Annotated in this window: 30 protein-coding genes; 13 read left to right on the top strand and 17 right to left on the bottom strand. The window is 68.0% G+C overall.

The window, feature by feature from the left end; genetic code table 11:
* Nucleotides 1-9: 9 nt before the first annotated feature.
* The 3 genes from CSEG_RS17665 to CSEG_RS17655 form a co-directional block, all read right to left on the bottom strand.
* Nucleotides 10-1,110, bottom strand: a complete 1,101-nt coding sequence (locus CSEG_RS17665; RefSeq protein ID WP_013080598.1) for a Zn-dependent alcohol dehydrogenase — start codon at nucleotides 1,108-1,110, stop codon at nucleotides 10-12.
* A 91-nt stretch (nucleotides 1,111-1,201) separates the two neighbouring features.
* The gene (locus CSEG_RS17660) at nucleotides 1,202-1,738 is read right to left on the bottom strand and encodes a hypothetical protein (protein ID WP_013080597.1); all 537 of its coding nucleotides are present in this window, start codon (nucleotides 1,736-1,738) and stop codon (nucleotides 1,202-1,204) included.
* An 86-nt stretch (nucleotides 1,739-1,824) separates the two neighbouring features.
* Entirely contained in the window at nucleotides 1,825-2,298 is a 474-nt protein-coding gene (locus tag CSEG_RS17655; RefSeq protein ID WP_013080596.1) for a chemotaxis protein CheW, read from the bottom strand.
* A 179-nt stretch (nucleotides 2,299-2,477) separates the two neighbouring features.
* Between CSEG_RS17655 and CSEG_RS17650 the strand changes: the two genes are divergently transcribed.
* Together CSEG_RS17650 and CSEG_RS17645 are read left to right on the top strand one after the other, a co-directional pair.
* Nucleotides 2,478-2,870, top strand: a complete 393-nt coding sequence (locus CSEG_RS17650) for a hypothetical protein (protein ID WP_013080595.1) — start codon at nucleotides 2,478-2,480, stop codon at nucleotides 2,868-2,870.
* A 166-nt stretch (nucleotides 2,871-3,036) separates the two neighbouring features.
* Entirely contained in the window at nucleotides 3,037-3,276 is a 240-nt protein-coding gene (locus tag CSEG_RS17645) for a hypothetical protein (protein ID WP_013080594.1), read from the top strand.
* Between the two features lie 5 nt (nucleotides 3,277-3,281).
* Here the strand turns inward: CSEG_RS17645 and CSEG_RS17640 are convergent, their stop codons facing one another.
* The 4 genes from CSEG_RS17640 to CSEG_RS17625 all read right to left on the bottom strand — a co-directional run bounded on the left by CSEG_RS17640 (nucleotide 3,282) and on the right by CSEG_RS17625 (nucleotide 5,536).
* Complete coding sequence (locus tag CSEG_RS17640) at nucleotides 3,282-3,587, bottom strand: hypothetical protein (RefSeq protein ID WP_013080593.1); 306 nt, start codon at nucleotides 3,585-3,587, stop codon at nucleotides 3,282-3,284.
* A 168-nt stretch (nucleotides 3,588-3,755) separates the two neighbouring features.
* The gene (locus CSEG_RS17635) at nucleotides 3,756-4,001 is read right to left on the bottom strand and encodes a DUF2188 domain-containing protein (RefSeq protein ID WP_013080592.1); all 246 of its coding nucleotides are present in this window, start codon (nucleotides 3,999-4,001) and stop codon (nucleotides 3,756-3,758) included.
* Between the two features lie 87 nt (nucleotides 4,002-4,088).
* Nucleotides 4,089-5,099, bottom strand: coding sequence for a cobaltochelatase subunit CobS (cobS, locus tag CSEG_RS17630; RefSeq protein WP_013080591.1), 1,011 nt, complete (start codon nucleotides 5,097-5,099; stop codon nucleotides 4,089-4,091).
* 74 nt (nucleotides 5,100-5,173) lie between these two features.
* Nucleotides 5,174-5,536 (bottom strand): RcnB family protein, encoded by a 363-nt coding sequence (locus CSEG_RS17625; protein WP_013080590.1) that lies wholly within the window; start codon nucleotides 5,534-5,536, stop codon nucleotides 5,174-5,176.
* Nucleotides 5,537-5,683: 147 nt separating this feature from the next.
* On the opposite strand from CSEG_RS17625, the gene CSEG_RS17620 reads away from it, so the two are divergent.
* On the top strand, nucleotides 5,684-6,403 hold the full coding sequence (locus CSEG_RS17620) for a phosphatase PAP2 family protein (protein ID WP_013080589.1): 720 nt from the start codon (nucleotides 5,684-5,686) through the stop codon (nucleotides 6,401-6,403).
* On the opposite strand, the gene CSEG_RS17615 is transcribed toward CSEG_RS17620, so the two are convergent.
* Nucleotides 6,372-6,863 (bottom strand): hypothetical protein, encoded by a 492-nt coding sequence (locus CSEG_RS17615; protein ID WP_083778496.1) that lies wholly within the window; start codon nucleotides 6,861-6,863, stop codon nucleotides 6,372-6,374. The two genes, CSEG_RS17620 and CSEG_RS17615, sit on opposite strands and share 32 nt — an antisense overlap.
* A gap of 158 nt (nucleotides 6,864-7,021) precedes the next feature.
* On the opposite strand from CSEG_RS17615, the gene CSEG_RS17610 reads away from it, so the two are divergent.
* On the top strand, nucleotides 7,022-7,501 hold the full coding sequence (locus CSEG_RS17610) for a nuclear transport factor 2 family protein (protein WP_013080587.1): 480 nt from the start codon (nucleotides 7,022-7,024) through the stop codon (nucleotides 7,499-7,501).
* Nucleotides 7,502-7,540: 39 nt separating this feature from the next.
* Here the strand turns inward: CSEG_RS17610 and CSEG_RS17605 are convergent, their stop codons facing one another.
* Nucleotides 7,541-8,191, bottom strand: coding sequence for a J domain-containing protein (locus tag CSEG_RS17605; protein ID WP_013080586.1), 651 nt, complete (start codon nucleotides 8,189-8,191; stop codon nucleotides 7,541-7,543).
* Between the two features lie 59 nt (nucleotides 8,192-8,250).
* Here CSEG_RS17605 and CSEG_RS17600 point away from each other — a divergent pair, with 59 nt between their 5' ends.
* The 3 genes from CSEG_RS17600 (at nucleotide 8,251) to CSEG_RS17590 (ending at nucleotide 12,632) form a co-directional block, all read left to right on the top strand.
* Nucleotides 8,251-8,523: a BolA family protein gene (locus CSEG_RS17600; RefSeq protein WP_013080585.1), complete on the top strand. Its 273-nt coding sequence runs from the start codon at nucleotides 8,251-8,253 to the stop codon at nucleotides 8,521-8,523.
* An 89-nt stretch (nucleotides 8,524-8,612) separates the two neighbouring features.
* Complete coding sequence (gene cdd, locus CSEG_RS17595) at nucleotides 8,613-9,041, top strand: cytidine deaminase (protein WP_013080584.1); 429 nt, start codon at nucleotides 8,613-8,615, stop codon at nucleotides 9,039-9,041.
* A gap of 369 nt (nucleotides 9,042-9,410) precedes the next feature.
* Complete coding sequence (locus CSEG_RS17590) at nucleotides 9,411-12,632, top strand: TonB-dependent receptor domain-containing protein (protein ID WP_013080583.1); 3,222 nt, start codon at nucleotides 9,411-9,413, stop codon at nucleotides 12,630-12,632.
* A 169-nt stretch (nucleotides 12,633-12,801) separates the two neighbouring features.
* Here CSEG_RS17590 and CSEG_RS17585 read toward each other — a convergent pair whose 3' ends face one another.
* From CSEG_RS17585 to CSEG_RS17565, 5 genes are all read right to left on the bottom strand, one after another.
* Nucleotides 12,802-13,170, bottom strand: coding sequence for a response regulator (locus tag CSEG_RS17585; protein ID WP_013080582.1), 369 nt, complete (start codon nucleotides 13,168-13,170; stop codon nucleotides 12,802-12,804).
* A gap of 3 nt (nucleotides 13,171-13,173) precedes the next feature.
* The gene (locus CSEG_RS22120; RefSeq protein ID WP_013080581.1) at nucleotides 13,174-14,769 is read right to left on the bottom strand and encodes an HWE histidine kinase domain-containing protein; all 1,596 of its coding nucleotides are present in this window, start codon (nucleotides 14,767-14,769) and stop codon (nucleotides 13,174-13,176) included.
* 87 nt (nucleotides 14,770-14,856) lie between these two features.
* Complete coding sequence (locus CSEG_RS17575; RefSeq protein WP_013080580.1) at nucleotides 14,857-16,143, bottom strand: HlyC/CorC family transporter; 1,287 nt, start codon at nucleotides 16,141-16,143, stop codon at nucleotides 14,857-14,859.
* Between the two features lie 41 nt (nucleotides 16,144-16,184).
* The gene (locus CSEG_RS17570) at nucleotides 16,185-17,813 is read right to left on the bottom strand and encodes an ABC-F family ATP-binding cassette domain-containing protein (RefSeq protein ID WP_013080579.1); all 1,629 of its coding nucleotides are present in this window, start codon (nucleotides 17,811-17,813) and stop codon (nucleotides 16,185-16,187) included.
* A 113-nt stretch (nucleotides 17,814-17,926) separates the two neighbouring features.
* Nucleotides 17,927-18,391, bottom strand: coding sequence for a MarR family winged helix-turn-helix transcriptional regulator (locus CSEG_RS17565; RefSeq protein WP_013080578.1), 465 nt, complete (start codon nucleotides 18,389-18,391; stop codon nucleotides 17,927-17,929).
* 152 nt (nucleotides 18,392-18,543) lie between these two features.
* Here CSEG_RS17565 and CSEG_RS17560 point away from each other — a divergent pair, with 152 nt between their 5' ends.
* Entirely contained in the window at nucleotides 18,544-19,104 is a 561-nt protein-coding gene (locus tag CSEG_RS17560; RefSeq protein WP_013080577.1) for a DUF308 domain-containing protein, read from the top strand.
* A 29-nt stretch (nucleotides 19,105-19,133) separates the two neighbouring features.
* Here the strand turns inward: CSEG_RS17560 and aroB are convergent, their stop codons facing one another.
* The gene (gene aroB, locus CSEG_RS17555) at nucleotides 19,134-20,246 is read right to left on the bottom strand and encodes a 3-dehydroquinate synthase (protein WP_013080576.1); all 1,113 of its coding nucleotides are present in this window, start codon (nucleotides 20,244-20,246) and stop codon (nucleotides 19,134-19,136) included.
* On the bottom strand, nucleotides 20,243-20,848 hold the full coding sequence (locus tag CSEG_RS17550) for a shikimate kinase (RefSeq protein ID WP_013080575.1): 606 nt from the start codon (nucleotides 20,846-20,848) through the stop codon (nucleotides 20,243-20,245). The genes aroB and CSEG_RS17550 overlap by 4 nt, the downstream gene beginning before the upstream one ends.
* A gap of 77 nt (nucleotides 20,849-20,925) precedes the next feature.
* Here CSEG_RS17550 and CSEG_RS17545 point away from each other — a divergent pair, with 77 nt between their 5' ends.
* From CSEG_RS17545 to CSEG_RS17535, 3 genes are all read left to right on the top strand, one after another.
* The gene (locus CSEG_RS17545) at nucleotides 20,926-22,407 is read left to right on the top strand and encodes a hypothetical protein (protein WP_227878860.1); all 1,482 of its coding nucleotides are present in this window, start codon (nucleotides 20,926-20,928) and stop codon (nucleotides 22,405-22,407) included.
* Nucleotides 22,404-23,345, top strand: a complete 942-nt coding sequence (locus CSEG_RS17540) for a site-specific tyrosine recombinase XerD (RefSeq protein WP_013080573.1) — start codon at nucleotides 22,404-22,406, stop codon at nucleotides 23,343-23,345. The genes CSEG_RS17545 and CSEG_RS17540 overlap by 4 nt, the downstream gene beginning before the upstream one ends.
* A gap of 84 nt (nucleotides 23,346-23,429) precedes the next feature.
* A complete protein-coding gene (locus CSEG_RS17535; protein WP_013080572.1) occupies nucleotides 23,430-23,651 on the top strand; it encodes an alkylphosphonate utilization protein in 222 nt (73 codons plus the stop codon).
* 140 nt (nucleotides 23,652-23,791) lie between these two features.
* On the opposite strand, the gene CSEG_RS17530 is transcribed toward CSEG_RS17535, so the two are convergent.
* On the bottom strand, nucleotides 23,792-24,274 hold the full coding sequence (locus CSEG_RS17530) for a VOC family protein (protein WP_013080571.1): 483 nt from the start codon (nucleotides 24,272-24,274) through the stop codon (nucleotides 23,792-23,794).
* A gap of 207 nt (nucleotides 24,275-24,481) precedes the next feature.
* Between CSEG_RS17530 and CSEG_RS17525 the strand changes: the two genes are divergently transcribed.
* Nucleotides 24,482-25,480 carry an aldo/keto reductase gene (locus tag CSEG_RS17525; protein WP_013080570.1) on the top strand — a complete coding sequence of 333 codons (999 nt, stop codon included), beginning with the start codon at nucleotides 24,482-24,484 and terminating at the stop codon, nucleotides 25,478-25,480.
* A 38-nt stretch (nucleotides 25,481-25,518) separates the two neighbouring features.
* Nucleotides 25,519-25,893 carry a hypothetical protein gene (locus tag CSEG_RS17520; RefSeq protein WP_013080569.1) on the top strand — a complete coding sequence of 125 codons (375 nt, stop codon included), beginning with the start codon at nucleotides 25,519-25,521 and terminating at the stop codon, nucleotides 25,891-25,893.

Raw genomic sequence — 25,893 nt, 5'->3', positions numbered from 1 at the left:
GCTGAAAACTCAATCGAACACGATCACCGATCGCGCCAACTCGCCGCGTTTCAGCTCGTCGAAGGCCGAGTTCACGTCCTCCAGCTTGATCCGGCGCGAGATCAGCGCGTCCAGCTTCAGCTTGCCCGACATGTAGAAGTCCACCAGACGCGGCATGTCGACCGGAAAGCGGTTGGAGCCCATGTAGCTGCCCTGGATCCGGCGCTCGCCCAGGAAGTCGGGGCCGTGCAGCTCGATCTTGGTGCCGACCGGGATCATGCCGATGATGTTGGCCGTGCCGCCGCGCCTTAGCATCTTGAACGAGGCCTCGGCGGTGGCCTTCAGGCCGATGGCCTCGAAGCTGTGCTGCACGCCGCCGCCGGTCAGCTCGATCACCGCCTTGGCGATGTCGTCGACCTGCGAGCCGTCGATCACGTCCGTCGCGCCGAACGTCTTGGCCAGCTCCAGCTTGGCGGGGACGCGGTCGATGGCGATGATCCGGCCGGCCCCGGCGATCGCCGCGCCGTTGATCGTGGCCAGGCCGACGCCGCCGCAGCCGATCACCGCCACGGTCTCGCCCGCGCGGACGCTGGAGGTCTGAATCACCGCCCCGACCCCCGTCGTCACCGCGCAGCCGATCAGGGCGGCGCGGTCGAACGGCATGTCCTTGCGCACCGCCACGCAGGCGTGCTCGTGGACCAGCATCATCTCGGCGAAGGACGACAGGTTCAGGAACTGGGCCATCGGGCCGCGCTCGCCGCCGAGATCTTCCTTGAAGAGGCGAGGCTCCTCGGTTTTGCCCCGACGCGTCTCGGGGCTAATGCAGAGGTTCATGTGCCCGGTCAGGCAAACCTCGCAGTGGCCGCAATAGGGATTGAGGCAGGTGATGACGTGGTCGCCGACCTTGACCGTCCGCACCTCCGAGCCGACCGCCTCGACGATCCCGGCGCTCTCGTGGCCCAGCACGGCGGGCAGGGGGTGAGGATAGGAGCCCTCAATGAAGTGCAGGTCGGAGTGGCAGACGCCCGCGGCCTTGGTGCGGATCAGCACTTCGCGCGGGCCGGGCTTGCCGATGGCCACGGTCTCGATCTCGAGGGGCTTGCCCACCTCGCGCAGAACAGCGGCCTTCATGCTCGTCTCCCTCTTGTTTGCCAGGAGACTAGCGTCCCGCTCGGGGCGAGTGGAAGGGGCTATTCGAACAAATGTTTGGCGCGGGCGGCCCTTAATCTTCCCGCAGTTCCAGCGCGGTGTAGGGCTGCTGCTGGCGCTCGATGCGGATCAGGTCGAGCACGCCGATCAGCTGCTTGGACCGCCAGGTGCTCATCATGTAGCCCAGGGGGGCGAGCGTCAGGGTGAGGGCGATCCACAGCGTGATGCTCTGGTGCGCCTTCACGAAGGTCAAGAGGCTGGCGCCGGCCAGTTCCGCCGCTAGGGCGAGAACCGACAGCGGGACGGTCAGATAGCCCACGATGACCACCCGCAGCAGCTGATCCTGTCGACGCGCGTTCAGGGCCGCCATCGCCGTTACGCCGTCGAACAACGCGTCGCTGACGCCGTCGAACAGCGCGAAGGCCTTCAGGGTCGAGGGATTGCGCCGAAAGCCGCTGATGAAGTCCAGGCCCACATAGCCCCAGGCGCCGGGCGTGACGAAGCTTTCGGGGATCAGGGCCCAGGTCGGAAACAGGCGGTGCAGCGCGCTCCATAGCCGCCACAACTCAGCGGTTTCGCCGGGTTCGCGTTCAACCCTCACATCGTTCATACGCAGCAAACCTCGTCGCGCCCGGGGGCGGCAACATGTTCGATGCGACGGGAGGTGGCAAGCCGGGGGCGGCTCGCGCGGCTTGCTTAGGCCGCCAGGGCGATCGGGCGCTCGGGCAGGATGCGGCTGACGGCCAGCAGGACCGTCATGTCGCCTTCGCCCGTGGTGATCACGGCCGAGACCAGCGGCGATTCCTCGACGTCGCCCAGCGACGGCGGCGGGTTGATCGCGTCGGCCTCGACGGTGAAGCTGTCGCAGACGGCGTCGACCAGCAGGCCGGCGACGTCGGTCTGGTTCTCGACGACGATGATCACCTGACGGGGACCGTCTTGCGCGGCGCCTTTGCCCAGACGTTGCGACAGGTCAATGACGGGCATGACCTGGCCGCGCAGGTTGATGACGCCGCGCACGAAAGGCGGCGCGTCGGGCAGCGGGGTCGGCGGGGTCACGCCGCGGATTTCACGGACGGCGCTGACGGGCACGCAATAGGTCTGGGCGCCGACTTCGAAAGACAGGACCTGCAGGGCCTGGCCTTGGGCGTAAGACACGGTCGTGGTCATGGCGGTCTCCGGGGAGCGCGAATTTCGTCTGACCACGCTCGCGGAAAAAGATGAACAAACCGGTTCCAGGAACCCGACAAATTCGTTCAGGCGCCGTTCAGGCGAGAAGGTCGATCGTCCTCGTGACGCTTCTGAGCGGCGCGCCGCGCCGGGAAGCGAGAGAGGTCAGGGAGGCCGTCATGGTCCGCAAATTCGTCAACACCCTGGGTCGGGTCGGCGCCGGCGTCGCGGCCCTTTCGCTGGTCGCCGCGGCCACCACGGCCTCGGCCGATCCGCGCTATTATCATCGTCATCGGGATAAGGGCGACGACGTCGCCGTGGCCGCGATCGCGGCCGGCGTGCTGGGCCTGGCGGTCGGCGCGGCCTTGTCTGACAACGATCGGGGCGATCGTTACGACGATCGCTACTACGGCCGTCGCGCCTACGCGCCGCCTCCGCCGCCGCCTCCGCGCCACTATGGTTACGGCTATGGTTACGCCCCGCGTCCCTACTACGGCGACCGGGAATGCTGGACCACGCGTGAGTACGATCGGTGGAGCGGACGCTACTTCGAACGCACCGTGTGCCGCTAAGACACGCGGACGATCGGGTCGCCGTTGTGAGCCGGCGATCCGCCTTCAAGCCCCAGGTCTTTCGGGACCTGGGGCTTTTTGTCGCGCTTAAGCGCTGCGGGACTCGACTCGGCGATCAAATAAGAACAAAAAAGGAACATTACTCCCCAGCCGCAGGAGAGCCTTGATGTCGCCGCTCGCTCCGTCGTCCCTCTCGCCCGGCGCCCTGGCGCAAACGCCGTTCGGCTCGGGCCTGCGCCTGACCGAGGATCGCCTGGACATCGCCGAGGCGGTGCTGGCCGGCGCTTGGCGCACGCTGCGAGCGGCGGGTTTCGGCGAGGCCGAGGTCCAGGCTCTGTTCGACCAGATCGCCGATCGCCCTGAGGACCTGGCCCGCCGTCTTCGTCGGATGGCGAACGCGGTCTAGGCCGCTCAGGCCAGTCGCTGCAGCAGCGCCTGGAGGATCTCCGCGCGCTGGGCGGTCTCGACCGAGATGCGGCTCGTGAGTTCGCGAATGCCCGCCGGATAGGCTTCGCCGCCGTCGGCGATAGCGTTGGCCTGCTGGGCCAGGCGGCGCAGATCGCGCTCGAGGCGCTCGACCTCCTCGCGGGCCAGCATGCGGGCTTCGGCCTGGAGGCGTTTGACGCGCTGAGCGTTTGTCTCGGGACCACGCCCGAGGTCGTAGATTTCGGCCACGCCCGAGATCGGCGGCACGATTTTCAGCGACTTGCCGGCCATGGAATGAGGACTCCTAGAAACGGTCGATCGGTTCGACCCACGCTTCTACAAAGCCTGGCCGTGGATCACCGTTCCCGGGGAAGGACGTGAAAGCGGGGCCGCGTGGCGCGCTCGCCACACGCCCCGCGTCGGCGCCGAAAAAACGTGCGTTTCGCCGGCGTGCGACGGCTAGTTCGCGTCCTCGACGCGGGTCGTCGGGCGGTCGTCGCCGGACGAGAGCTCCTGATGCCAGACCGCCTGCTTGTCTTCGTAGACGATGCCTTCGGTCTCGCCGGGCAGGCGCTGCTCGCCGGCCGCGCGCTGGGCGGCCTTCAGCGCAGCGTCGTGGCTGGGGAAGGTCTCGGAGAAGGTGTCGCCCACCTTGTAGGCCCAGCCGCCGTCATGTTCGACGATGGTGTAGGTGACTTCGGTCATGGCGCATCTCCGTAAAGCTCGGACGTCGAACGGTCCGCCAGTTAAGGCGGTTCCGATGACGCTGTCTTGTCGGAAAACGACTAGCCCTTAAGCCACCTTCACCCGCGCGGCGCTTTCCGGCAGGTCGGTCCCGAACGCGCGCTGGAAGAACTCGGCCACGGTGGGGCGCTCGAGCTCGTCGCACTTGTTCAGGAAGGTCAGGCGGAAGGCCAGGGCCACGTCGTGATCGAAGATCTCGGCGTTCTGGGCCCAGGTGATCACGGTGCGGGGGCTCATGACCGTCGAGATGTCGCCGTTCATGAAGGCGTTGCGGGTCATGTCGGCGACGCGGACCATGGCCGAGATCGTGCGTTTGCCTTCCGTCGTGTCGTAGGACGGGTTCTTGGCCAGCACGATCGCCGCCTCGACGTCGTGCTCAAGGTAGTTCAGCGTCGTGACGATCGACCAGCGGTCCATCTGGCCTTGGTTGATCTGCTGGGTGCCGTGATAGAGGCCGGTGGTGTCGCCCAGGCCGATGGTGTTGGTCGTGGCGAACAGGCGGAAATACGGATTGGCGCGGATGACGCGGTTCTGGTCCAGCAGGGTCAGCTTGCCGCCGGCCTCCAGCACGCGCTGGATCACGAACATCACGTCCGGGCGGCCGGCGTCGTATTCGTCGAACACCAGGGCGATCGGGCGCTGCAGCGACCAGGGCAGGATGCCTTCGCGGAATTCGGTGACCTGCTTGCCGTCCTTCAGGACGATCGCGTCCTTGCCGACGAGGTCGATCCGCGAGACGTGGCTGTCCAGGTTCACCCGGACCAGCGGCCAGTTCAGGCGCGCGGCGATCTGCTCGATGTGCGTCGACTTGCCGGTGCCGTGATAGCCCTGGACCATGACGCGGCGGTCCTTGGCGAAGCCCGCGCAGATGGCCTTGGTCGTCTGGGGATCGAAGCGATAGGCGCCGTCGATCTCCGGCACGTGCGGATCGCGGTGGCTGAAGGCCGGAACCTTCATGTCGCTGTCGACGCCGAATGCGTCCCGCAGCGTCACCCACTTGTCAGGGACCAGGGTGATCAGCGGATCTTGGGCGGAGCTGGTTTCGGCGAACTCGGGCATGCTTTCCGATTAGCGCCTTGACCCAGGGGGAGGGAAGAGGGCGCCGCCTCGGCGACGCCCTTTCAGCTTCTTTTTTAGCGATTGGCGATGATCACCGAGGCGATCAGGCCGGTGGCGACGGCGGCCAGGACGTACTGGTTGTCGACCTTGCGCCACTGATAGCCGCGCGGCGGAGCCCGGAGACCGTGGCGGCGCCAGTCGCTGACATAGTAGGCGCGGTCGCGGTAGCGGGTGTCCAGGCGCTGGCCCTTGGCCCAGCGACGGTATTCGCGGCGATCCTGGCGGGTCTCTTGGCGCGCCTGGTCGTGGCGGCCCTGCTGATAGGCGCGATCGCGGCTGTCGTAACGACCGTCGTGGCGATAGGCCTGGGCCGAAGCGGCGGTCGCGCCACTGGCCAGCATCAGCACGGCCACCGAAGCGGTAAGAATGCGTTTCATGTCGGTCTCCTTTGTCCAGGATCAGAGCCTATGCGGCTCGACGTGGTCCTGGCATGAACGGGCGTGGTTGGCTTAAGTTCATGTTTCAAAAGAGAAATATTGTTATACAGGCCGATATCTTCGGTTCTCGACGCGAGGTTTTCATTGGTGTTTCACTTGGACGTTCGAAGACTTGTGGCCGTTGCTCGGCGCGAGATCGGCGCGGCCTCGGCCTTGCTGATCGCGGCGTTGGGCGGAATGGGCTTCCTGGCCATCGCCGACGAGGTGGCCGAGGGCGAGACCCATGCTCTGGACCTGGCCGTGCTGCGCGCCTTGCGGGTCGAGGGGCGACCTCAGACCTTGGTCGGGCCGGACTGGCTGCATGTCGCCGCGGTGGACGTCACGGCGCTCGGCTCCGTGGCGGTGCTCAGCCTGATCATTCTGCTGGCCTTCGCCTTGCTGGCCTCGCTGCGCCGCTGGGGCGAGGGCGTTCTGCTGCTGGCGGGGGCGGTAGGCGGGGTGAGTATCAGCCAGGGCCTGAAGCTGGTGTTCGGGCGCGAGCGGCCCGACATGGCCTATCGCGCGGTCGAGGCGGTCAACGCCAGCTTCCCCTCCGGCCACGCCATGCTGTCGGCGGTCGTGTTCCTCACCCTGGGCGTCCTGACCGCGCGCTTCGCCGATCGGCGGCGGGTCAAGGTGCTGGCGATCAGCGCGGCGGTGCTGCTCAGCCTGCTGGTCGGCGCCAGTCGCGTCTATCTCGGCGTCCACTGGGCCAGCGACGTGCTGGCGGGCTGGTGCGTCGGCGGCGCCTGGGCGATGGCCTGCTGGCTGCTGGCCTATCTCGTGCGCCGTCGGCTCAAGCCGCCTTCGGCTTTGGACGCCACCTGAGCTCCAGCGTGGTCCAGACCGCGCCGGCGAAGTCGGCCAGGCCCACGGCCAGCCAGGCCTTGGGCAGCCAGTCGGCCAGGACGAAGGCGCCGATCACCACCAGCGACAACACCCGCAGCACGACCGAGGCGCGCATATAGGTCCGCTGCCCGGTCCAGCCGGCGACGTGATAGCCCATGGCGTAGGCCAGCAGCAGCAGGCCGCAGAACCGCACCCAGGGCAGGGCGGCGTGTTCGACCGGGCTTTCCAGCACGTGCAGGACGGCGTTCGGCGCGACCGCCAGGGCCAGACCCGCCGTCGAGAGCACCGAGCCCCAGGCCCAGATGCTCCAGGGCTTGCCGAAGGGCACCGGCGTCACCGGCGTCGGCGCTTCAGCCGGGGCGCGCCATTCTGGATCGCTGGCTGTCTCATCGAAAGGAGTCCCCCGCCCGCCGCGTGTCGGCGCGGGACAATGGCCTATTCGCCCCGTGCGTCGCAAGGGAATGCGGCCGCAGCCTCGCCTAGGTGCGCTGGAGCGCGTCCGTGGGCGCCCCTGGGCCCTCGCCCCTTCATGGCCTCGAATTCACGAGACAGATTTTCTGGCTCGATCCAGTCTCCAAGCTCGACCTGGAGCCGCCCATGCCGCCGTTCGCCCTTCTCGCCGCGCTCGCCTTGTCGCCCGTCGAGGTTCCTTCGCCGCCGGCGTTGACGCAAGCCATCGCCGCGCGGGACGCGGCGCTGTTCGATGTGATGTTCGCGCAATGCGATCCTGGCGCCTTGAAGCGCTTGGTCACCGACGACATGGAGTTCTATCACGACAAGGGCGGTCTGATGGAGCGCGAGGCTTTCATCGCGGACTACGCCAAAAGCTGCGAGGCCAAGCGGGCCCCGGACGCCTGGCGGTCGCGTCGCGAGCTGAAGCCCGAGACCCTGAGGGTCTACGCCATTCCCGGCTTCGGCGCGGTCGAGGAAGGGGCCCACCTCTTCTACGAGCGCAAGGGCGACGGCCCCGAGCGCCTGGCGGGCCAGGCCCGGTTCTCGATCCTGTGGAAGCTGGGCGAGGACGGCCAGTGGCGTATGGCCCGCACCTTCAGCATCGATCACGCGCCCGCCCCTTAGCGCGGAGCGGGCGGGCGAACCAAGCTCGGGGCGGCGCGGTTAGACCAGCCCCGACTTCTGCAACTGCTTGTAGGCCTTGATCACGCGCTGAAGCTTGTGCTCGGCGCTACGGTCGCCGCCGTTGGCGTCGGGGTGGCAGCGCTTGAGCAGCTCCTTGTACTTGGCCTTGATCGCCGCGCCGTCGGCGCCGGCCTCGAGGTCGAGGTCGGCCAGGGCCTGCCGCTCCAGCTTGCCCAGGCCGCGCTCGGCGGCGGTGCGCTGGGATTCGGCCCGCCGCTGCTGGGCGCGGAAGATGCCGAACGGATCGGCGAAGGCGCGAGCGTCGCGGGCGGCGGCGGCGGCGGCCTCGCGCGAGTTGGCGTCGGCCTTGAAGCTCCAGGTCGGGCGGCCGCCGGTCATCCGCTCGGTCTCCTGCTGGGCCCGAATCTGGGCCTCGCTCATGCCGGCGTAGAAGTTCCAGTTCTTGTTGTACTCGGCTGCGTGCCGCTGACAGAACCAGTAGTGCTGGTTGGGCATGTCGCGCGACTTTGGCGCCTTGGCCGAGCCGGGCAGGCTGCAGTCGGGATGGTCGCAGCGCTTCTCGCCCGGCTTCAGGCGCAGCACGTCGTTGACAGCCTCGTCCTCGCCTTCCTTTGGCGGGCGGACCCGGATGTCGTAGAATTTGGGGCGGTACTCGAACGGCCGGCTCATGGCGCTTAGAGTAAGCCCGCGCTATTTCCGTTCAAGGATTGACATGCGGGAGTCGCGTCATGGGCGCCGTTGCGGAAGCTATTCGCGGCAAGTTGGAGGCCGCTTTCTCGCCGTCGCGCCTGGAGTTGGCGGACGACAGCGACCGTCACCACGGCCACGCCGGCCACAGCGGCGCGGGCGAAAGCCATTTCACCCTGCGCATCGAGGCGGAGGCCTTCGCCGGGAAGGCGCGGGTGATGCGCCAGCGCATGGTGATGAAAGTGCTGGCCGACGAACTGGCGGGGCCGGTCCACGCCCTGTCGATCGTCGCGACCGCGCCCGGAGAGGCTTGAGCGCCTAAGTTATTTTGGGCTTGCGCCCCGGCGCCGCGACTGATTGCCTCTCTCCCCGGCGCGATCTTGGCCGGGCAGGCAGGATAAGCATGAGCGCCGACGTCTCCGTAACCTTCGACACCCTGGAACAAGACGCCGCCCGAGCTCTGCCCGCCTTGCTGGAGCGGTCCTACGCCCGTTATTCCAACTTCACGGTGGCGGCGGCGGTGATCGATGACGAGGGGCGGGCGCATTATGGCGTCAATGTCGAGAACGCGGCCTATCCCTCCGGAACCTGCGCCGAACAGACCGCGATCGGGGCGATGATCACGGCCGGCGGTTCTCGCCGCATCGCCAAGGTGCTGATCGCGGCCGGCTCCGACGCGGTCGTCCAACCCTGCGGCGCCTGCCGTCAGCGGATCGCCGAATTCGCCGCCAAGCGCTGCGAGATCGTGTCGGTGCAAGGCGGCCTGCCGACCGCAAGGACGCTCTTCTGGGACCTGTTGCCCCAGGCCTTCGGGCCGAGTGATCTGGATTGAGCTGAAAAGGGGCGTTTTTTCGCCCAATTTCCCTTGGCGCGAGCGCAAACGGCCCGACTGGGGCCGACCTGCGTTTGATGCTGTGTCGAAACGGGTAAAAGTCGAAACAATTCGGGCAGCTAGCGGCTTGGAATGTCCTTGCTGCTTTGCGCTGACGCGGGGTCTGACCTGGCGCGGAAGCGGGCACTTGTCGGAAAAGTGTGCCGATTGCGTTACAGTAAATTTATAATCGTGTCTGCTTTGTGGCAATCTGACTTGGAAGGCGCGGCTGGTCCGCTAGGTTGCAAACGGGCGAACGTTTCCTGTGGAGGGGCCTCGGGGAGAGGCGCGTTCGTGTTTGTATTCCAAAGCTGAGGCTGGAGAAGTTAGTTGATCGCGCGCAATAGAAAATCGCTGCTGGCCAGCACCATGATGGCTGGCTTGGCCTTGACCGCTCCTGGTGTCGTGTCCGCCCAGACTGCACCTCAGGATACTCAGGTCGAGGAAGTCGTCGTCACCGGCTCGCTGATCCGTCGTAATCCGCTCAATTCGCCGACGCCGCTGATCCAGATCGGCCAGGAAGAAATCCAGCAGTCGGGCGAGATCAACATCGTCGACTACCTGGCCGACATCCCCGCCCTGCAGAACAGCCAGGTCTACGAAGACACCACCGGCGGCTTCGTCGGCATCGGCGGTCTGGCGTTCCTGAACCTGCGTAACCTCGGCTCCGCGCGGACCCTCGTCCTGGTCGATGGCCGTCGTCACGTCGCCGGCGATCCGGGCGGCGCTTCGGTGGACGTCGACACCATCCCCAGCTCGCTGGTCCGTCGCGTGGAAGTCACCACCGGCGCGGGCTCGGCCCTGTACGGCGCCGACGCCGTCTCGGGCGTCGTCAACTTCATCATGCGCGATGACTACGAAGGCGTCGAAATGGACGCCGCCATCGGTCAGCTGGCGCAGAACACCTCGGCCTACAACAAGAAGATCTCGCTGACCGCCGGCAAGAACTTCATGGACGGCCGCCTGAACGTCTACGGCTACGCCGAGACCCAACGCTCGGACGTCGTGTTCGACAAGGACCTGGCGATTTCGTGGGTCCGCAAGAACAGCCGTCTGGTGACGCTGGACGTCGACCCGACCAGCGCGGTCAACGATGGCGTTTTCGACGTTGATCGTCGCTTCAACCTGCGCTCGCTGAACCGTCCGATCGGCGGCGTTCTGGTGCTGGCCAACGGCACGCCCGGCAGCATCACGACCGATCCGGACATCCCGTACGGCGCCTGCGCCACCACCCAGGCGAACTCGGCCACCTTCGCGGCCAACTGCTTCGCCACCAATCCGGGCAAGACCTATCAGTTCCGCGCCGACGGCACCCCTTATCTGGCCGACTTCGGCGCTGGCCAGACGGCGGGCGCGGTCAACCGCGTCACCACGATCGGCGGCAGCGGCGACGGCCTGAGCGTGGTCGAAACCAACCGCCTGCCCAAGCAGAAGGCCGACCGCTTCCAAGTGGGCCTGAACTTCGACGTCAAGGAGAACGTCAAGTTCTTCAGCGAACTGAAGTATGTCGAAGAAACCAACGTCGACATCTTCCAGCCGCACTTCGCCAACGTGAACATCCGCGCGTTCGGCGCCACCGAGTACCCCAACGACTACAGCGCTCTGACCTCGTTCACGATCGGTCTGGACAACGCCTACATGCCAGGCGAAGTCCGCAACGCGATCATCAACAACCAGCGCACCGTCTACGGCGCGCCGACCGCGACGGCCGGCAGCGCCGTCACGGGCACGGTCAACGACCGTCGCGCCCTGCTGCGCGTGTTCAGCTACGACCTGGGCTATCGCCCGTCGATCGCCGAGCGCAACACCACCCGCTTCGTGGGCGGTTTCCGCGGCGACTTCGAACAGCTGAGCTTCGTGAAGGACGTGTCCTGGGAGCTGGGCTACACCTACGGCAAGATGAAGGCCGTCAACACCGAGCCGGAAACCATCGACGTCGAGCGCTACGCCTACTCGATCGACGCTGTCGTCGACACGGCCGGCGAACTCGGCAAGGCCGGCGCGGTGGTCTGCCGCGTGCAGCTGCTGGCCAAGCGCGGCGTGCAGATCAAGAACCTGGACGGCGTGGCCTACTCGGCCAACGACCCGACCATCGCCGGCTGTAAGCCTTCGCGCGTGTTCGGCACCGGCGGTTTCGCGGACTCGAAGGACTACATCACGACCAGCCTGGTCACCAAGGAGATGAACGAGCAGCACGACGTGCGCGGTTTCGCCTCGGGTAACCTCTGGGACTTCTGGGGCGCGGGTCCGATCGGCATCGCTGTCGGCGGCGAGTACCGCAAGGAACAGACCAGCGCCGACCTGACCGATTTCGGCGATCGCGTGCTGTTCGGCAACTCGGGCGGCGACCTGGCCAAGATCGGCTTCAGCGTCAAGGAAGGCTTCGGCGAAGCTCGCCTGCCCCTGCTGAAGAACATGTTCCTGGCCGAAAACCTGGAAGTCAGCGGCAACTATCGCTATTCGGACTACTCGACCATCGGCTCGACCAAGACCTGGGGCGTGAACGGTCTGTGGCGTCCGGTTCGCGACATCGCGTTCCGCTTCACCTACGGCAAGTCGGTGCGCGCGCCGACGCTGGGTGAGCTCTATGATCCGCCGTTCGACACCTTCCCCAGCCTGACCGACCCGTGCTCGGCCCCGATCATCGCCGGCACGACCGATCCGCGTATCCGCAACAACCGGATCAAGAACTGCGCGCTGCTCGGCATTCCGGCCAGTTACGTGGACCCCAACCCGGGCTTCTCGAACAACGGCAAGGACGGCAGCAACCCGAACCTGAAGGCCGAAAAGTCGACCAGCCACACCATCTCGGCGATCATCACGCCGCGTTGGACGCCGCGTCTGTCGATCGTTCTGGACTACTACGACATCAAGATCACCGACGCGATCTCGACCCTGTCGGCCCAGACCCTCGCCAACCTCTGCGTGGACGAGGACGTCCTGAACACGACCGCCTGCGCCGCCGTTCCGCGTCGCCCGGCCTCGTCGGGTCCCGACGCCTACGAAATTGACGGCTTCACCCAAGGTCCGTTCAACTTCGCGGCTCTGCTGTCGCGCGGCATGGACTTCTCGATTAAGTACAACTTCGAACCCGGCGACCTGTTCGGCGGCAAGGAGTGGGGTCGTCTGGACCTCGGCGTGACGGGCAACTACCTGATCCGTCGTCAGGACTTCACCAACCCGACGGTCAAGGGCCTGGCCACCAACCTGGACACCACCACGAACAACCCGCGCGTCCGCTTCCGCACGACCGCGACCTGGAGCAAGGGCCCGCTCGCGCTGACCTGGCGCGCGGACTACCAAACCGCCCAGGAACTGTTCAACTACCGTCTGGTCGGCGAGAACATCGACTCGCGTGAGAAGGACTACTTCGACACCGGCAGCTTCCTGCAGCAGGACATCTCGTTCCGTTACGACGTCAGCGAGAAGGCCTACATCCGGGGCGGCGTGAACAACGTGTTCGACGCCGAGCCGAATGTGCAGACCGGCTTCACGGACAACTTCGACCTCTTCGGTCGTCGGTTCCACTTCGGCGTCAACATGCGCTTCTAGAAGCCGACCAAGACCGGGGACGACCTTCGTGGTCGCTCTCGGTCGTCAGGCCGCGAAAAGAGGCCCGCCTTCCTTTGGGGAGGCGGGCCTTCTTCGTTTCCGGCGCGCGGACGAAAAAGGGGCGGCCTGCGTGAGGCCGCCCCTCGTCATTTCGGGTAGAAGAGCGTGTTCAGGCCGTCTGGGCGACCAGGCCTTCCAGCACGCGGCGCAGGTCGGCCTCGCGGAAGGGCTTCTGCAGAACGGCCGAGCCCTTGTGGTCCTCGCTGATGCCGGCCTCGCCGTAGCCGCTGGCGAACGCGAAGGGCACGCCGCGGCTGCGCAGGGCGTCGGCGACCGGGAAGATCGGCCGACCGCCCAGGTTCACGTCCAGCAGGGCGGCGTCGATATCCGCCGAGCCGGCAAGCTTCAACGCCTCCTCGATCTCGGCGGCGGGCCCGACGACGGTGCAGCCGAGGTCGGTCAGCATGTCCTCGACCAGCATGGAAACCAGGGCTTCGTCTTCGACGACCAGCACCTTCAGGGACGAGAGTGTCTTCATAGATCAGGGCTCCAGCGCGCGAAGGGGCAGCGCCATGTGGCAGACGAGTCCAGACGCATCATAGGTCAGCTCGACCGCGCCGGATAGCTCGGCCGCGAGACCGCGTTCAAGAAGCCGCGCGCCGAAGCCGCGGCGGGTGGGAGGCTTCACCGTCGGACCACCATGTTCGGTCCAGGTCAGACGCAGCAGATTGGGTTCCAGCCGCCAGGAGACGACCACGCGCCCGCCCGGAACCGACCAGGCGCCGTATTTGGCCGCGTTGGTCGCCAGCTCGTGCAGCCCCATGCCCAGCGCCACGGCGGCCTTCGGGTTCAGCCGCAGATCCGCCTGGTAGTCGAAGGTGACGCGGTCCTCGCCGGCCATGGCGCGCAGCTCGCCGTCGAACACCTCGCGCAGGCTGGCGCCCTCCCAGCTTTCGCGGGTCAGGAGGTCGTGGGTGTGGGACAGGGCGATCAGCCGCGCCTCGAAGGCTTCGCGGAAGAATTCCGGGGAGGCGATCGAGCGCAGGGTCTGGGCGGCGATCGACTGCACGGTGGCCAGGCTGTTCTTGACCCGGTGATTCAGCTCGTTGACCAGCAGCTTCTGGCGCTCTTCGGCGCGCTTGCGCTCGGTGATGTCCAGGGAGACCCCGGCCAGCCGCCGGGCGCCGCCGTCGTCGGCCGTCTGGGCCGCGCGGCCGCGGGCGTGCAGCCAGCGCAGCTCGCCCGTGGGCAGGACGACGCGGTACTCGACATCATAGTCCGCCCCGTCGCGGATGGCGCTCTCGATCGCCGCCATGATGCGTGGGCGATCCTCGGGATGGATCGTGGCGATCAGGTCCGCGAAGGTGAAGGACTCGTCCGTGCGGCGCCCGTAATTGGCCTTGCAGAGGTCGGAAGCCTCGTAGGCGCGGGTGGCGACATCGAGGTCCCAGGAGCCCATGCGCCCGGAATCCAGCGCGAACTTCAGGCGCTCCTCGGCCCGGCGGCGCTGGTCCAGTTCATCCAGGGCGGCGGCGTTGATGCGGATCGAGTCGATGGTCACCGCCAGCTGGGCGCCCAGGCCCACCAGCAGCGCCTCATCGCGCGCCGTGAAGCGCCCAGGCTCCGGATGGCCGAAGAAGAGGCCGCCCAGCACCACGCCTTGCGGGTTGCTGACCGGAATAGCCAGGTAGCTGCGCACGGGCAGGTGGCCTTCGGGCATGCCGCTCCTCGGCGTGTTCTGGCCGTAGCGCGGGTCTTGGGTGATATCGCTGGAGCGCACGACCCCGGCGCCGTCGAAGGTCGGGGCGAAGACCGCGGTCTTGCGCGGCATGGGGAAGTTGGAGAAGGCCTCGGGCGGCGCGCCGGACAGCCGATAGAGCGTGTAGGCCTCGCCGTCGCCCCTCACGGCATTGTAGAAGAACGCCCCGTAGGCCGCGCCGATGATCTCGCGGGCGCCGTCGATCCCCGCCTGGACGCAGGCGTCGACATCACTGGTGGAGGCGACCGCTTCGGTCACCCGCGCCAGGGTTTCGGACTTTCGGATTTCGTCGGCGAGCGCGGCCTCGGCCTGCTCCAGGCGTGCGTAAAGGTCGTCCGTCGAAACGTCGCGAAACTGCGTCCCAGCCAAGCCGACCAACTTGCCCCTCCGTCTGACCGCCCCTGGCCAGCAATGGGCCTAAACGCGCGCTAAGGGATTGGGTTCCATCGCTGTCAGATGATCAGCTCACGGACCCTCGCCCTCGTCTAGCAAGGCGCTAATGCGCAGCGCGGTGATCTGGTTGCGCTGGCGCCGCAGCACCTGGAAACGATGGCGATGGAAGATGAAGGTCTGGCCGGGCTCGGGGATCATTTGAGCCTCATGGATGACGAGGCCCGCGATGGTCACGGCGTCGCCCTCCGGCAGCCGCCAGTCCATGGCGCGGTTCAGGTCGCGGACCGTGACGTGGCCGTCGACATTGACCGAGCCGTCCTGCTGCTTGCGCACGCCGTCCAGCGCGGTGTCGTGCTCGTCGTCGATCTCGCCGACGATCTCCTCGAGGATGTCCTCCAGCGTCACCAGGCCCTGCAGCGCGCCGTACTCGTCGACCACGAGGGCGAAGTGGCTCTTGCGCTTGAGGAAGGCGTTCAGCTGGTCCTTCAGGTTGGTGGTGTCGGGGATGAACCACGGCTCGCGCAGGATGGCGGCGATGTCGAGGCCCTCGACGCCCGTGGGGGACTCCGCCAGGGCCTTCAGCAGGTCGCGGGCGTGCAGCACGCCGACGATGTTGTCGGGCTCGTTGCGATAGACGGGAACACGGGTGTGCTGGGCCTCGAGCACCTCGTCGACCAGCTCCCGAGCGGGGAGGGCGGCGTCCAGCAGGACCATCGACTTGCGGTGGACCATGATCTCCGAGACGTCCATGTCCGACAGGTCCAGCACCCCGCCCAGCATCCGTCGGTCGTCGGTCTCCACCAGGCCTTCGGAGTGGTGGTAGTCGACCGCGCCGCGGATCTCCTCGTGGGCGGCCAGCACGTCGACGGCCATGTCCAGCTTGACGCCGAACAGGCGCAGCGTGCGGCGCACGATCCACTGGATCGTGTAGATGATCGGCCCGAACAGCCGAACGATGAACAGGGTGGGGCCCGACAGGGCGCGGGCGACGTCGTCGGAGCGGACGATGGCCACCGTCTTGGGCAGCACCTCGGCGAAGACCAGGACCAGCACGGTCATCACCGCCGTGGCGACGGCCACGCCCCAGGGGCCGGGGATCAGGGTGGTCAGCACCTGGGTCGCCAGGGCCGAGGCCAGGATGTTGATCAGGTTGTTGCCCAGCAGGACGGCCCCGATCATCGTCTCCTGATCGGACAGCAGCCTGTTGACCCGCCGCGCCGGCGCGTCGCCGTCGCGCTCCAGCTGGTGCATGCGCGACCGGCTGGCGCCCGTCATCGACGTCTCCGCCGCCGAGAACAGCGCCGAGAGGGTCAGCAGGGCGATGACGATGGGCGCGAGGCCGAGCAGGGCGGTGAACATGAGCTTGTTCTAGGCCATGCCGAGGGCGGGGGGGAGAGGCGTTAGCCCCCCGGGTGCAGGCCCGGCGCTTCCTGGCCGGTGCGGGCGACATATTCGGTGTAGCCGCCGCCGTACTGGTGGACGCCCTCCGGCGTCAGCTCCAGCACGCGGTTCGACAGGGCCGCCAGGAAGTGACGGTCGTGCGAGACGAACAGCATGGTGCCCTCGAAGTCCGCCAGGGACGCCACCAGCATCTCCTTGGTCGCCATGTCGAGGTGGTTGGTCGGCTCGTCGAGGACCAGCAGGTTCGGCGGATCGAACAGCATCTTGGCCATGACCAGACGCGCCTTCTCGCCGCCCGACAGCACGCGGCAGGGCTTTTCGACGTCGTCGCCGGAGAAGCCGAAGCAGCCGGCCAGGGTGCGCAGGGCCCCTTGGCCCGCCTGCGGGAACGAGCGTTCCAGCGACTCGAAGATCGTCTCCTCGCCCTCCAGCAGGTCCATGGAGTGCTGGGCGAAGTAGCCCATCTTCACGCTGGCCCCGATGGCGACCTTGCCCTGGTCGGGCTCGGTCGCGCCGGCCACCAGCTTCAGCAGCGTCGACTTGCCCGCGCCGTTCGCGCCCAGCACGGCCCAGCGCTCCTTGCGGCGGACCAGGAAGTCGAGGTCCTGGTAGATCGGCCGCTCGCCGTAGCCCTTGTGGACGCCGCGCAGGCTGATCACGTCCTCGCCCGAGCGGGGCGGGCTCTGGAATTCGAACTGGACCGTCTGGCGACGACGCGGCGCTTCCACGCGCTCGATCTTGTCCAGCTTCTTGACCCGGCTCTGGACCTGGGCGGCGTGCGAGGCGCGCGCCTTGAACTTTTCGATGAACTTGATTTCCTTGGCCAGCATCGCTTGCTGGCGCTCGTACTGCGCCTGGCGCTGGGCCTCGCTGAGCGCCCGCTGCTGGTCGTAGAAATCAAGGTCGCCGGAATAGGTTATCAGCTGGCCGGCGTCGATCTCGACCACCTTGCCGATGATGCGGTTCATGAAGGCGCGGTCGTGCGAGGTCATCAGCAGCGCGCCGTCGTAGTTCTTCAGGAAGGCTTCCAGCCAGATCAGGCTTTCCAGGTCCAGGTGGTTGCTGGGCTCGTCCAGCAGCATGGCGTCGGGGCGCATCAGCAGGATGCGGGCCAGGGCCACGCGCATCTTCCAGCCGCCTGACAAGAGGCCGACGTCGCCGTCCATGCGCTCCTGGCTGAAGCTCAGGCCCGCCAGCACCTCGCGGGCGCGGGCCTCCAGCGCATAGCCGTCCAGCTCCTGGAAGCGCTCCAGCACCTCGCCATAGCGCTCCATGACGGCGTCCAGCTGGTCGGCTTGGTCCGGATCGACCATGGCCGCCTCCAGCTGCGCCATCTCGGCCGCGAGGGCGCTGACCGGGCCGACGCCATCCATCACCGCCGCCACGGCGCTCTGGCCCGACATCTCGCCGACGTCCTGGCTGAAATAGCCGATCCGCGTGCCCGGATCGATCGAGACGATCCCGTCGTCGGGCTGCTCCTGCCCCGTGATCATGCGGAACAGGGTCGTCTTGCCGGCGCCGTTTGGGCCGACCAGCCCGACCTTCTCACCCTTCTGGATGCCCATCGAGGCTTCGATGAACAGGATCTGGTGGCCGTTCTGCTTGGAGATGTTGTCGAGGCGGATCATGGGCGGGGCTGCTACCCCGGCTGGGCGCGGAACGCCAGTGCTGGAGCGCGACTTGGCGGCACAATTGGCTTGCTAGGGCCGCGCCGGATCGACGCGGCCCTGGCCGGCGTGGCTCAATGGCCCGACCCGCGCGGTTGCTCGCTCACGAAGCGCGAGACCGAATCCCGAAACGCCTGGACGTCCTTGTTTAGCTGCACCAGTCGCTCGACGCTCATGCCGCCGGCGGCGAACAGGGTCTGGCCAAGGCACGTGCTGCGGGCCTGCATGTCGCGTCCGGCGTCGGTCAGGCTGACCACCACCTGGCGCTCGTCGGCGGGGTTGCGGACGCGGCTGACCAGGCCCGCGCCCTCCATGCGCTTGACCAGGGGGGTGACGTTGCTGGAGTCGAGGCCCAGCCGTTCGCCGATCGCGCCGACGCTCATGCCGTCGGTCTCCCAAAGGGCGCTCAGCACCAGGTACTGCGGATAGGTGATCTCCAGCGCGTCCAGCAGCGGCTTGTAGGCGCGGTTGATCGCCATGCTGGCCCCGTACAGCGAGAAGCACAGCTGCTGGTCGAGGGTGGGGATGTAGTCGGACACGGCGCGCTCCTGATCGTCCTCCTTCCATACCGCGAAATTAGATGTCGTGACAAATAATGCCTGGACTCGTTCACCGAGGGGCTGTAGAGAGCAATCATATGTCGCGACATATAATGTCTCGACATGGAAAGCTCATCTTCAGGGAGGCCGCCATGGCCCAGGTCGATCAAGTCCAGCGCGACGGTCTCAAGCGCTACTATTTCCTGCGGGCCGCGGTGTCGGTCGCCTGGATCCTCGCCGCCGTCGCGGTGGGGACGAGCAACCCGCTGCTGGGCGGCGTGCTGCTGGTCGCCTATCCGGCCTGGGACGCCCTGGCCAACGCGATGGACGCGCGATCCAACGGCGGCTTCGCGGCCAATCCGCCGCAGACCTTCAACCTGGTCGTCAGCCTGCTGGTCGCGGCCGCGGTGCTGCTCGCGCTGCAGGTCGAGCCGCGCCGGGTGCTGACCGTGTTCGGCGTCTGGGCCGGGTTCTCCGGTATCCTGCAGCTCGTCGCGGGGCTGCGCCGCTGGCGCTCGGTCGGCGGCCAATGGCCGATGGTGCTGAGCGGCGCCCAGTCGGTCCTGGCCGGGGTCTTCATGATCACCCGCTCGCTGCAGCACGGCGGCCATCCGCCCGCGCCGATCGAGATCGCGCCCTATGCGGGCTTCGGGGCGTTCTACTTCCTGGTCGCGGCCGTGGCGCTGACGCTCAAGGGCCGCAAGCGGGCCTAGGCGTCGCGCGGACGCCAAGAGAGAGGGGCCTAGCGGGCCCCTTCCTCGATCAGGAACGCCTTCAGCGCTGCCCGGTCCACGTCCTTGGCGACGAACGCATCGCCGATGCCGCGCGCGAGCACGAAGGTCAGCTTGCCGCCCTCGGCCTTCTTGTCCTGGCCGCAATGGGCGACCAGGGCGTCGGCGTCGAAGGGCTCGGGACGGACATCCGCCAGCGTGGTCGGCAGGCCGGCGGCCTTGATGGCGGCCTCGGCGCGGACGGCGTCCTGGCTGGGGCAGAGGCCCTGGGCGGCCGAGAAGCGGAACGCCTGGGCCATGCCGACTCCGACGGCCTCGCCGTGCTTGAGCGCATCGCCAAAGCCCATCTCGGCCTCGATCGCGTGGCCGAAGGTGTGGCCGAGGTTCAGCAGGGCGCGGCGGCCGGCTTCCTTCTCGTCTTCGGCGACAATCTCGGCCTTCATCTCCACCGAGCGGCCGACGGCGCGGACCAGGGCGTCGACGTCGCGCTCCAGCACCTTGGCGACGTTGGCTTCAAGCCATTCGAAGAAGGCGAAGTCGCCCAGCAGGCCGTACTTGATGATCTCGGCGTAGCCGCAGGCCAGCTCGCGGGCGGGCAGGGTGGCCAGGACGTCGAGGTCGGCCAGGACGAGACGCGGCTGGTGGAAGGCGCCGATCAGGTTCTTGCCGCGCGGGGTGTCGATGGCGGTCTTGCCGCCGACCGAGCTGTCGACCTGGGCGAGCAGGGTGGTCGGGACCTGTACGAAATCGATGCCGCGCTTGTAGATCGCCGCCGCGAAGCCAGCGAGATCGCCCACGACGCCGCCGCCGAAGGCGACGATCTGGTCGCCGCGTTCCAGGTTCAGGGCCAGCAGGTGGTCGGAAAGCTCGGACAGGCCGTCGAAGCTCTTGCTCTCCTCGCCGGGCGGGATGGTGATGACGTCGACCGCGACGCCGGCCTTTTCCAAGGACGCCGCCAGGCGCTCGCCGTGGTGCTCGCCGACATTGGCGTCGGTGACGATCGCGACGCGCTTGCGCTTTCCGAGGACGGGCGCGATCCGCTCGCCCGCGCGATCGATCAGGCCGGGGCCGATGACGACGTCATAGGCGCGGTCGCCCAGGCCCACGGAGACTGTGCGGATCATCGAACGGGAACTCCTTGCGCCAGACGTTGGCGCAGCGCGGTCAGGATGGCGTCGACGGCCACCCCGTGCGGCGTGTCGCCGGTCTGGACGTGCACTTGCGCCTCGGCGTAGGCGGGATTGCGGACGCGGGCCAGCTCGGTCAGCACCGCGACCGGGTCCTTGCCCTTCAGTAGCGGCCGGGTGTCCTTGCGCGAGACGCGGCGGGCCAGCAGCTCGACATCGGCCTTCAGCCAGACCGACAGGGCCTTCTCGTTGATCAGGGCGCGGGTCTCGGCGTTGACGAAGGCGCCGCCGCCCGTGGCCAGAACGTGGGGCGGTTCTTCCAGCAGACGAGCGATCACCCGGCGCTCGCCATCGCGGAAGGCGGCCTCGCCCAGCTCGGCGAAGATCTCGGAGATCGAGCGGCCGGCGGCGGCCTCGACCTCGTTGTCGGCGTCACGGAAGGGCAGGTTCAGGGCCGTCGCCAGGCGGCGGCCGACGCTGGACTTGCCCACGCCCATCAGCCCGACCAGCACGATGGTCTTCTGGCGCAGCGGCGCCAGGTCTTCGGACCCCTGGCGCGCCGACGCCTTGTCTTCGGGAGGATGAGCGGACTCGGTCATGATGCGGTCGCGGGTTTACACGAGGCTTGGCCAAAGCCCAAGTTTGCGAGAACCCCGTCATGCGTCATAACCGCTCCATGATCTCGCTCCCGCGTTCTCCGCGCCTGCTGCTGCTGTCCAGCGCGCTTGTCCTGTCGCTGTCGCCATCGCTCTCCGGGAGCGCCGCGCGCGCCCAGGAAGACGTCAGGGTCAAGACCCTGGCCGCGCCGGACTACTTCTCCGGCGCCGTCGCCGACACCGGGATTCCGTCGGACCTCTGGAAAGACACCGCGCCGGGGATCCTGCGCGACGCGCTGCCCAAGCTGGCGGGATCCAAGCCCCTGTCGCCGGCCTTCGCCAGCTTGGCGCGGCGCGTGTTGTCGACCGGCGCCAACGGCCCGGCCGACGCCGGCGACGAGGTCGAAATGGGCGCGGCGCGGGGCCTGGCCTTGATCGCCCTGGGCGAGGCCAAGGGCGCGAACGCCATCCTCGACCGCGCGACCGGTGGTCCGGGCAGTTCAGCCCTGTCGATGGCGACGGCCGAGGCCGCCCTGATCGCGGGAGACGACGACAAGGCCTGCCGCACCGAGCAAGACCTGATCGTCGATCGCAGCGCGGCCTACTGGGTTCGCCTGCGCGCGTTCTGCCAGCTGAAGGCCGCCCAGCTCGACGCCGCCCAACTGACCTTCCAACTGGCCCAGCAGCAGACGAAGGACGCCGACTACGCCCGCCTGATGGGCGCGGCCCTGGCCGGCACGCCGCCCGGCGCGGCCAATCTGAAGAACGGGGTCAACTACGCCCTGTCACGCCGGCTGAACCTGGACGTCCAGTCCGCCGCCGCCCTGGCCTCGGCCTCGCCGGCGCTGAAGGCCGTGGCGGCCCCGCCGCCGGCCCCCGTGGCCGACATCGGTCATGACCTTACCGCGGCCGAGGCCTCGGATCTCGCCTTCCTGCGCCAAGCCAAGACCCTGCCGGCTTTCAGCGAGGCCGCCCGCGCCACGGCCCCGTCGATCGCGGCCCTGGCCAAGGCCGGCGGCCCGCTGCAGGATCCGGTGCTGCTGGCCCGCGCGGCCGTGGCGGCGGGCGATGTCGAGAGCGCCCAGGCGATCCGCAGCCGTCTGACCCAGGACGTGATCCCCGGCGCCTCGGCCACGGATCTCGCCATCCTCGACGCCCTGATCGGCGCGGCCTCGGGCAAGGTCGACAACCAGGTGCTGAGCAATCTGGTCGGCCGCGGCGCGACCGGCGGCGCCAAGTCGCCCGCTCCGGCGGCCGCCGTGCTGTTGTCCAGCCTGGGCGGAACCATGGACGCCGACACGCGGACCCAGTTCGCGGCCTTCGACCTGGGCCGTCCCGCCGCGTCGGCGGCGCGTGTCCAGATCCTGGAAGACGCCGCGAGCGCCAAGCGCAAGGGCGAGGCGGCGCTGATGGCCTTGTCGATCGCCTTGGACGCTGGGGCCAACGGACCCGCGCCCGTCGATCGCGCCCGCATCGCTCGCGCCCTGAACCGCGCCGGCCTGCCGGTCGACGCGCGGGCGGTGGTGGTCGAAGGCCTGCTCGGCCTCGCATACGCCAAATGAGCGGGGCCGCGTCCGGCTGGGTCGACGCGTTCCTGGAGATGATGGCGGTCGAGCGCGCCGCCGCCCGCAACACGCTGACGGCCTACGGCAAGGACCTCGAGGACGCGCGCGGCTTCCTGGGACGCTCGAAGCGCGACCTCGACGACGCAGACGCTGAAGCCGTCGAGGCCTATTTTCAGGATCTCGGCGCGCGCGGCCTGTCGCCCGCCACCGCCGCCCGCCGCCGCTCGGCCGTGCGTCAGTTCTATCGCTTCGTGCTGGGCGAGGGCTGGCGCACTGACGATCCCTCCCGCCGCGTCGCCGCGCCCAAGGCGGGCCGGCCCCTGCCGAAAGTGCTGGAGCGCGCCGAGATCGAGCGCCTGCTGGCGGCCGCGACGGCCCCAAATACAGAAATGGGGGACAGCGCCCAGGGCCTGCGCCTGGCCTGCATCATCGAGCTGATCTACGCCTCGGGCCTGCGGATCTCCGAGCTGCTGGCCCTGCCGCTGACGGCCCTGGCGCGCGACCCAGCCTATCTGATCGTCAAGGGCAAGGGCGGCAAGGAGCGGCTGGCCCCGCTGAACGACGCCGCCCGCGCGGCGGTGAACGCCTATCTCGCGGGTCGCCGGACCTTCCTGCCGAAGGGCGCCAAGGAGAGCCCGTGGCTGTTCCCCTCGCGCGGCGGCTCGGGGCGGCTGACGGCGCGGCGGGTGGGACAGTTGCTGGACGACGCGGCCATCGCCGCCGGCATCGACCGCGACAAGGTCAGCCCCCACGTCCTGCGACACGCCTTCGCCACACATCTGCTGGAAGGCGGCGCGGATCTGCGGGTGATCCAGACCCTGCTCGGCCACGCCGACATCGCCACCACCCAGATCTACACCCACGTGGCCGGCGAGCACCTGGCCCATGTCGTCCAGACCAAGCACCCGCTGGGGCGGAAGAAGACGCCGCATTGACGCGTAGGCACGGCGCCGCTTAGGAAAGCCCACACCAAATTTACGGGTTTGCCGTCATCGGCCGCCCCACCTGAAAGGCCCGCCATGTCGGACGAAACCCGCGACTCCAACGGAACCCTCCTGGCCGACGGCGACACCGTCACCCTGATCAAGGACCTGAAGGTCAAGGGCTCGGGCGGCGTCACGCTCAAGCGCGGCACCGTGGTCAAGAAAATCCGCCTGACCGGCGACCCCGACGAGATCGAAGCCAATGTCGACAAGGTCCGCGGCCTGGTCCTGCGGACGGAGTTCGTCAAGAAGGCTTGAGGCGGCAGAAGAGCGCCCCCTCCGTCACGGCGCTCCGCGCCGCGCCACCTCCCCCGCGATGCGGGTGAGGAAGTTTCAGTTTCATCCTCCCCCGTACAACGGGGGAGGTGGCCCGTAGGGCCGGAGGGGGCGCTTTCTGACTACGCTCCCTCGTACGCCGCCTTCAGCGCGGCGATGTCGATCTTCTTCATGCCCATCATCGCCTGAAACGCCCGACCGGCCGCCGCGCGGTCCGGGCTGGTGGTCATCTCGATCAGCTGGCGGGGCGTCACCTGCCAGGACAGGCCGAAGCGGTCCTTCAGCCAGCCGCATTGCGACTCCGCCCCACCATCGGCGGTGAGCGCGTTCCAGTAGTGGTCGACCTCGTCCTGGCCGTCGCAGTCGATGACGAACGAGAACGCCTCGTCCAGCTTGAACGTCGGGCCGGCGTTCAGCGCGACGATCTTTTGCCCGTCGAGCTCGAAGGTCACGGTCATCACCTTGCCCGGCTTGCCGCCGCCCGGCGCTTCGCCGGGATAGTAGGAGACGTCGTGGATCCGCGAATTCGGGAACACCGACACATAGAGGTTGGCGGCCTGCTCGGCCTCTGTATCGAACCACAGGAACGGGGTGATCTTCGGCATGGCGTTCTCCATCGTCATGACCCGAGGACGGCTGGGCGACGTCCGTTCCGACAGGGCTTTGGAAATTAGGCGTCGCCTTGATTGACGCCCGCGCCGGGATGATTGCCTGATCCTACGGATCGATGGGCGAGGGGCTAGGTCGCGCGCGGCTCGACCCCATCTGCCGAGCGTCGGCGACGCCGGCCCATCCAGACGAAGGAGCATCCCATGAAGACGCGTAAACTCGGCGACGGCCTCGAGGTCTCGGCCATCGGTCTTGGCTGCATGGGGATGGGCCAGGTCTACGGCACGGCGCTGGAGACGGCCGACGCCCACAAGCTGCTGGCCCGCGCCGTCGAGCTGGGCGTGACCTTCTTCGACACCGCCGAGGTCTATGGCCCCTACACCAACGAGGTGCTGGTCGGCGCGGGCCTCAAGCCCTTCCGCGACAAGGTCGTGATCGCCACCAAGTTCGGCTTCGACATCGCGCCGGAGGGGACGGGCGAGGGCTTCTCGCGCATGCGCGGCACCGACAGCCGCCCCGAGCATATCCGCGCCGTGGCCGAGGCCTCGCTGAAGCGCTTGGGCGTCGAGGTGATCGACCTCTTCTATCAGCATCGCGTCGACCCGAACGTGCCGATCGAGGACGTGGCCGGGACGGTCAAGGACCTGATCGCCGAGGGCAAGGTCAAGCACTTCGGCCTGTCCGAAGCCGGCGCGGCGACCATCCGCAAGGCCCACGCCGTCCAGCCCGTCGCGGCCCTGCAGAGCGAGTATTCGTTGTGGTTCCGTGAGCTGGAGGCCGAGGTCCTGCCGACCCTGCGCGAGCTGGGGATCGGTCTCGTGCCCTACAGCCCGCTGGGCCGCGGCTTCCTGACCGGCGCGATGAAGACCGAGCTCGCCGACAACGACTTCCGCCGCAACCTGCCGCGCTTCCAGGGCGAGGCCCTGGCCAAGAACCTGTCGCTGGTCGAGGCGCTGACCCAGATCGCGGCCGAGAAGGGCGCGACCCCGGCCCAGCTGGCGCTCGCCTGGATCCTGCACCAGGGCGACTCCATCGCCCCGATCCCGGGCACCACCAAGATCGCCCGGCTGGAGGAGAACCTCGGCGCGGTCGATCTGGCCCTCTCCGCCGAAGACCTCGCCCGCATCGCCGCCGCCGTGCCGGAGACGGCCGTCGAGGGCGAGCGATACACCAAGGCGGGGCTGGCGATGGTGGGGCGCTGAGGCCGGGAACACCTGCGGAGCTTGGGCATTGATGGCCCATGCTCTCGCTCATCCTCGATCTCTGCAACATCCTCGGCGGCTTCCTGTTGGCGATCGGCCTGCTGGTGCTGGCTCCGCGCATCGGCGATGATTTCGAGCGGTTCGCGGGGCGGCTGGCGCCGTTCCGCTGGATCGTCGGCATCGCGGCCCTGGTCTGCGGCGGCTATTTCCTGATCGTCCATCTGACCAGCGGCCTGCACGTCTTCCACTTCGAGGTCGTGGGCATCGCCGTCGGCGTATTGCTTCTGTGGGAGCGCCTGCGGATCGGCCGAGCGCTACCCGACAGCGCCGCGCGCGGTCCAGGTCTTCTGCTCGCCGTCTTCGGCGTGATCGCCATGATCGTTGGCCTCCAGGGCCTGGTCACGCCGGGCTGA

It is taken from the genome of Caulobacter segnis ATCC 21756 (assembly GCF_000092285.1).
Taxonomy (GTDB): Bacteria; Pseudomonadota; Alphaproteobacteria; order Caulobacterales; family Caulobacteraceae; genus Caulobacter; species Caulobacter segnis.
This window is presented reverse-complemented; position numbering and strand designations above follow the sequence as displayed.

What these genes read in the sequence shown, in the direction of transcription:
- CSEG_RS17605 (WP_013080586.1), bottom strand. Translation starts at nt 8,191, where the DNA reads ATGAGCCGGCCGTTCGAGTACCGCCCCAAATTCTACGACATCCGGGTC.
- CSEG_RS17570 (WP_013080579.1), bottom strand. Translation starts at nt 17,813, where the DNA reads ATGATCCGCCTCGACAACATCTCCAAGCAGAACGGCCACCAGATCCTG.
- CSEG_RS17655 (WP_013080596.1), bottom strand. Translation starts at nt 2,298, where the DNA reads ATGACCACGACCGTGTCTTACGCCCAAGGCCAGGCCCTGCAGGTCCTG.
- CSEG_RS17645 (WP_013080594.1), top strand. Translation starts at nt 3,037, where the DNA reads ATGTCGCCGCTCGCTCCGTCGTCCCTCTCGCCCGGCGCCCTGGCGCAA.
- CSEG_RS17600 (WP_013080585.1), top strand. Translation starts at nt 8,251, where the DNA reads ATGGGCGCCGTTGCGGAAGCTATTCGCGGCAAGTTGGAGGCCGCTTTC.
- CSEG_RS17660 (WP_013080597.1), bottom strand. Translation starts at nt 1,738, where the DNA reads ATGAACGATGTGAGGGTTGAACGCGAACCCGGCGAAACCGCTGAGTTG.
- CSEG_RS17575 (WP_013080580.1), bottom strand. Translation starts at nt 16,143, where the DNA reads ATGTTCACCGCCCTGCTCGGCCTCGCGCCCATCGTCATCGCCCTGCTG.
- CSEG_RS17665 (WP_013080598.1), bottom strand. Translation starts at nt 1,110, where the DNA reads ATGAAGGCCGCTGTTCTGCGCGAGGTGGGCAAGCCCCTCGAGATCGAG.
- CSEG_RS17535 (WP_013080572.1), top strand. Translation starts at nt 23,430, where the DNA reads ATGTCGGACGAAACCCGCGACTCCAACGGAACCCTCCTGGCCGACGGC.
- CSEG_RS17550 (WP_013080575.1), bottom strand. Translation starts at nt 20,848, where the DNA reads ATGACCGAGTCCGCTCATCCTCCCGAAGACAAGGCGTCGGCGCGCCAG.
- CSEG_RS17635 (WP_013080592.1), bottom strand. Translation starts at nt 4,001, where the DNA reads ATGACCGAAGTCACCTACACCATCGTCGAACATGACGGCGGCTGGGCC.
- cobS (WP_013080591.1), bottom strand. Translation starts at nt 5,099, where the DNA reads ATGCCCGAGTTCGCCGAAACCAGCTCCGCCCAAGATCCGCTGATCACC.
- CSEG_RS17560 (WP_013080577.1), top strand. Translation starts at nt 18,544, where the DNA reads ATGGCCCAGGTCGATCAAGTCCAGCGCGACGGTCTCAAGCGCTACTAT.
- cdd (WP_013080584.1), top strand. Translation starts at nt 8,613, where the DNA reads ATGAGCGCCGACGTCTCCGTAACCTTCGACACCCTGGAACAAGACGCC.
- CSEG_RS17530 (WP_013080571.1), bottom strand. Translation starts at nt 24,274, where the DNA reads ATGCCGAAGATCACCCCGTTCCTGTGGTTCGATACAGAGGCCGAGCAG.
- CSEG_RS17625 (WP_013080590.1), bottom strand. Translation starts at nt 5,536, where the DNA reads ATGAAACGCATTCTTACCGCTTCGGTGGCCGTGCTGATGCTGGCCAGT.
- CSEG_RS17640 (WP_013080593.1), bottom strand. Translation starts at nt 3,587, where the DNA reads ATGGCCGGCAAGTCGCTGAAAATCGTGCCGCCGATCTCGGGCGTGGCC.
- CSEG_RS17540 (WP_013080573.1), top strand. Translation starts at nt 22,404, where the DNA reads ATGAGCGGGGCCGCGTCCGGCTGGGTCGACGCGTTCCTGGAGATGATG.
- CSEG_RS17525 (WP_013080570.1), top strand. Translation starts at nt 24,482, where the DNA reads ATGAAGACGCGTAAACTCGGCGACGGCCTCGAGGTCTCGGCCATCGGT.
- aroB (WP_013080576.1), bottom strand. Translation starts at nt 20,246, where the DNA reads ATGATCCGCACAGTCTCCGTGGGCCTGGGCGACCGCGCCTATGACGTC.
- CSEG_RS17520 (WP_013080569.1), top strand. Translation starts at nt 25,519, where the DNA reads ATGCTCTCGCTCATCCTCGATCTCTGCAACATCCTCGGCGGCTTCCTG.
- CSEG_RS17610 (WP_013080587.1), top strand. Translation starts at nt 7,022, where the DNA reads ATGCCGCCGTTCGCCCTTCTCGCCGCGCTCGCCTTGTCGCCCGTCGAG.
- CSEG_RS17545 (WP_227878860.1), top strand. Translation starts at nt 20,926, where the DNA reads ATGATCTCGCTCCCGCGTTCTCCGCGCCTGCTGCTGCTGTCCAGCGCG.
- CSEG_RS17585 (WP_013080582.1), bottom strand. Translation starts at nt 13,170, where the DNA reads ATGAAGACACTCTCGTCCCTGAAGGTGCTGGTCGTCGAAGACGAAGCC.
- CSEG_RS17650 (WP_013080595.1), top strand. Translation starts at nt 2,478, where the DNA reads ATGGTCCGCAAATTCGTCAACACCCTGGGTCGGGTCGGCGCCGGCGTC.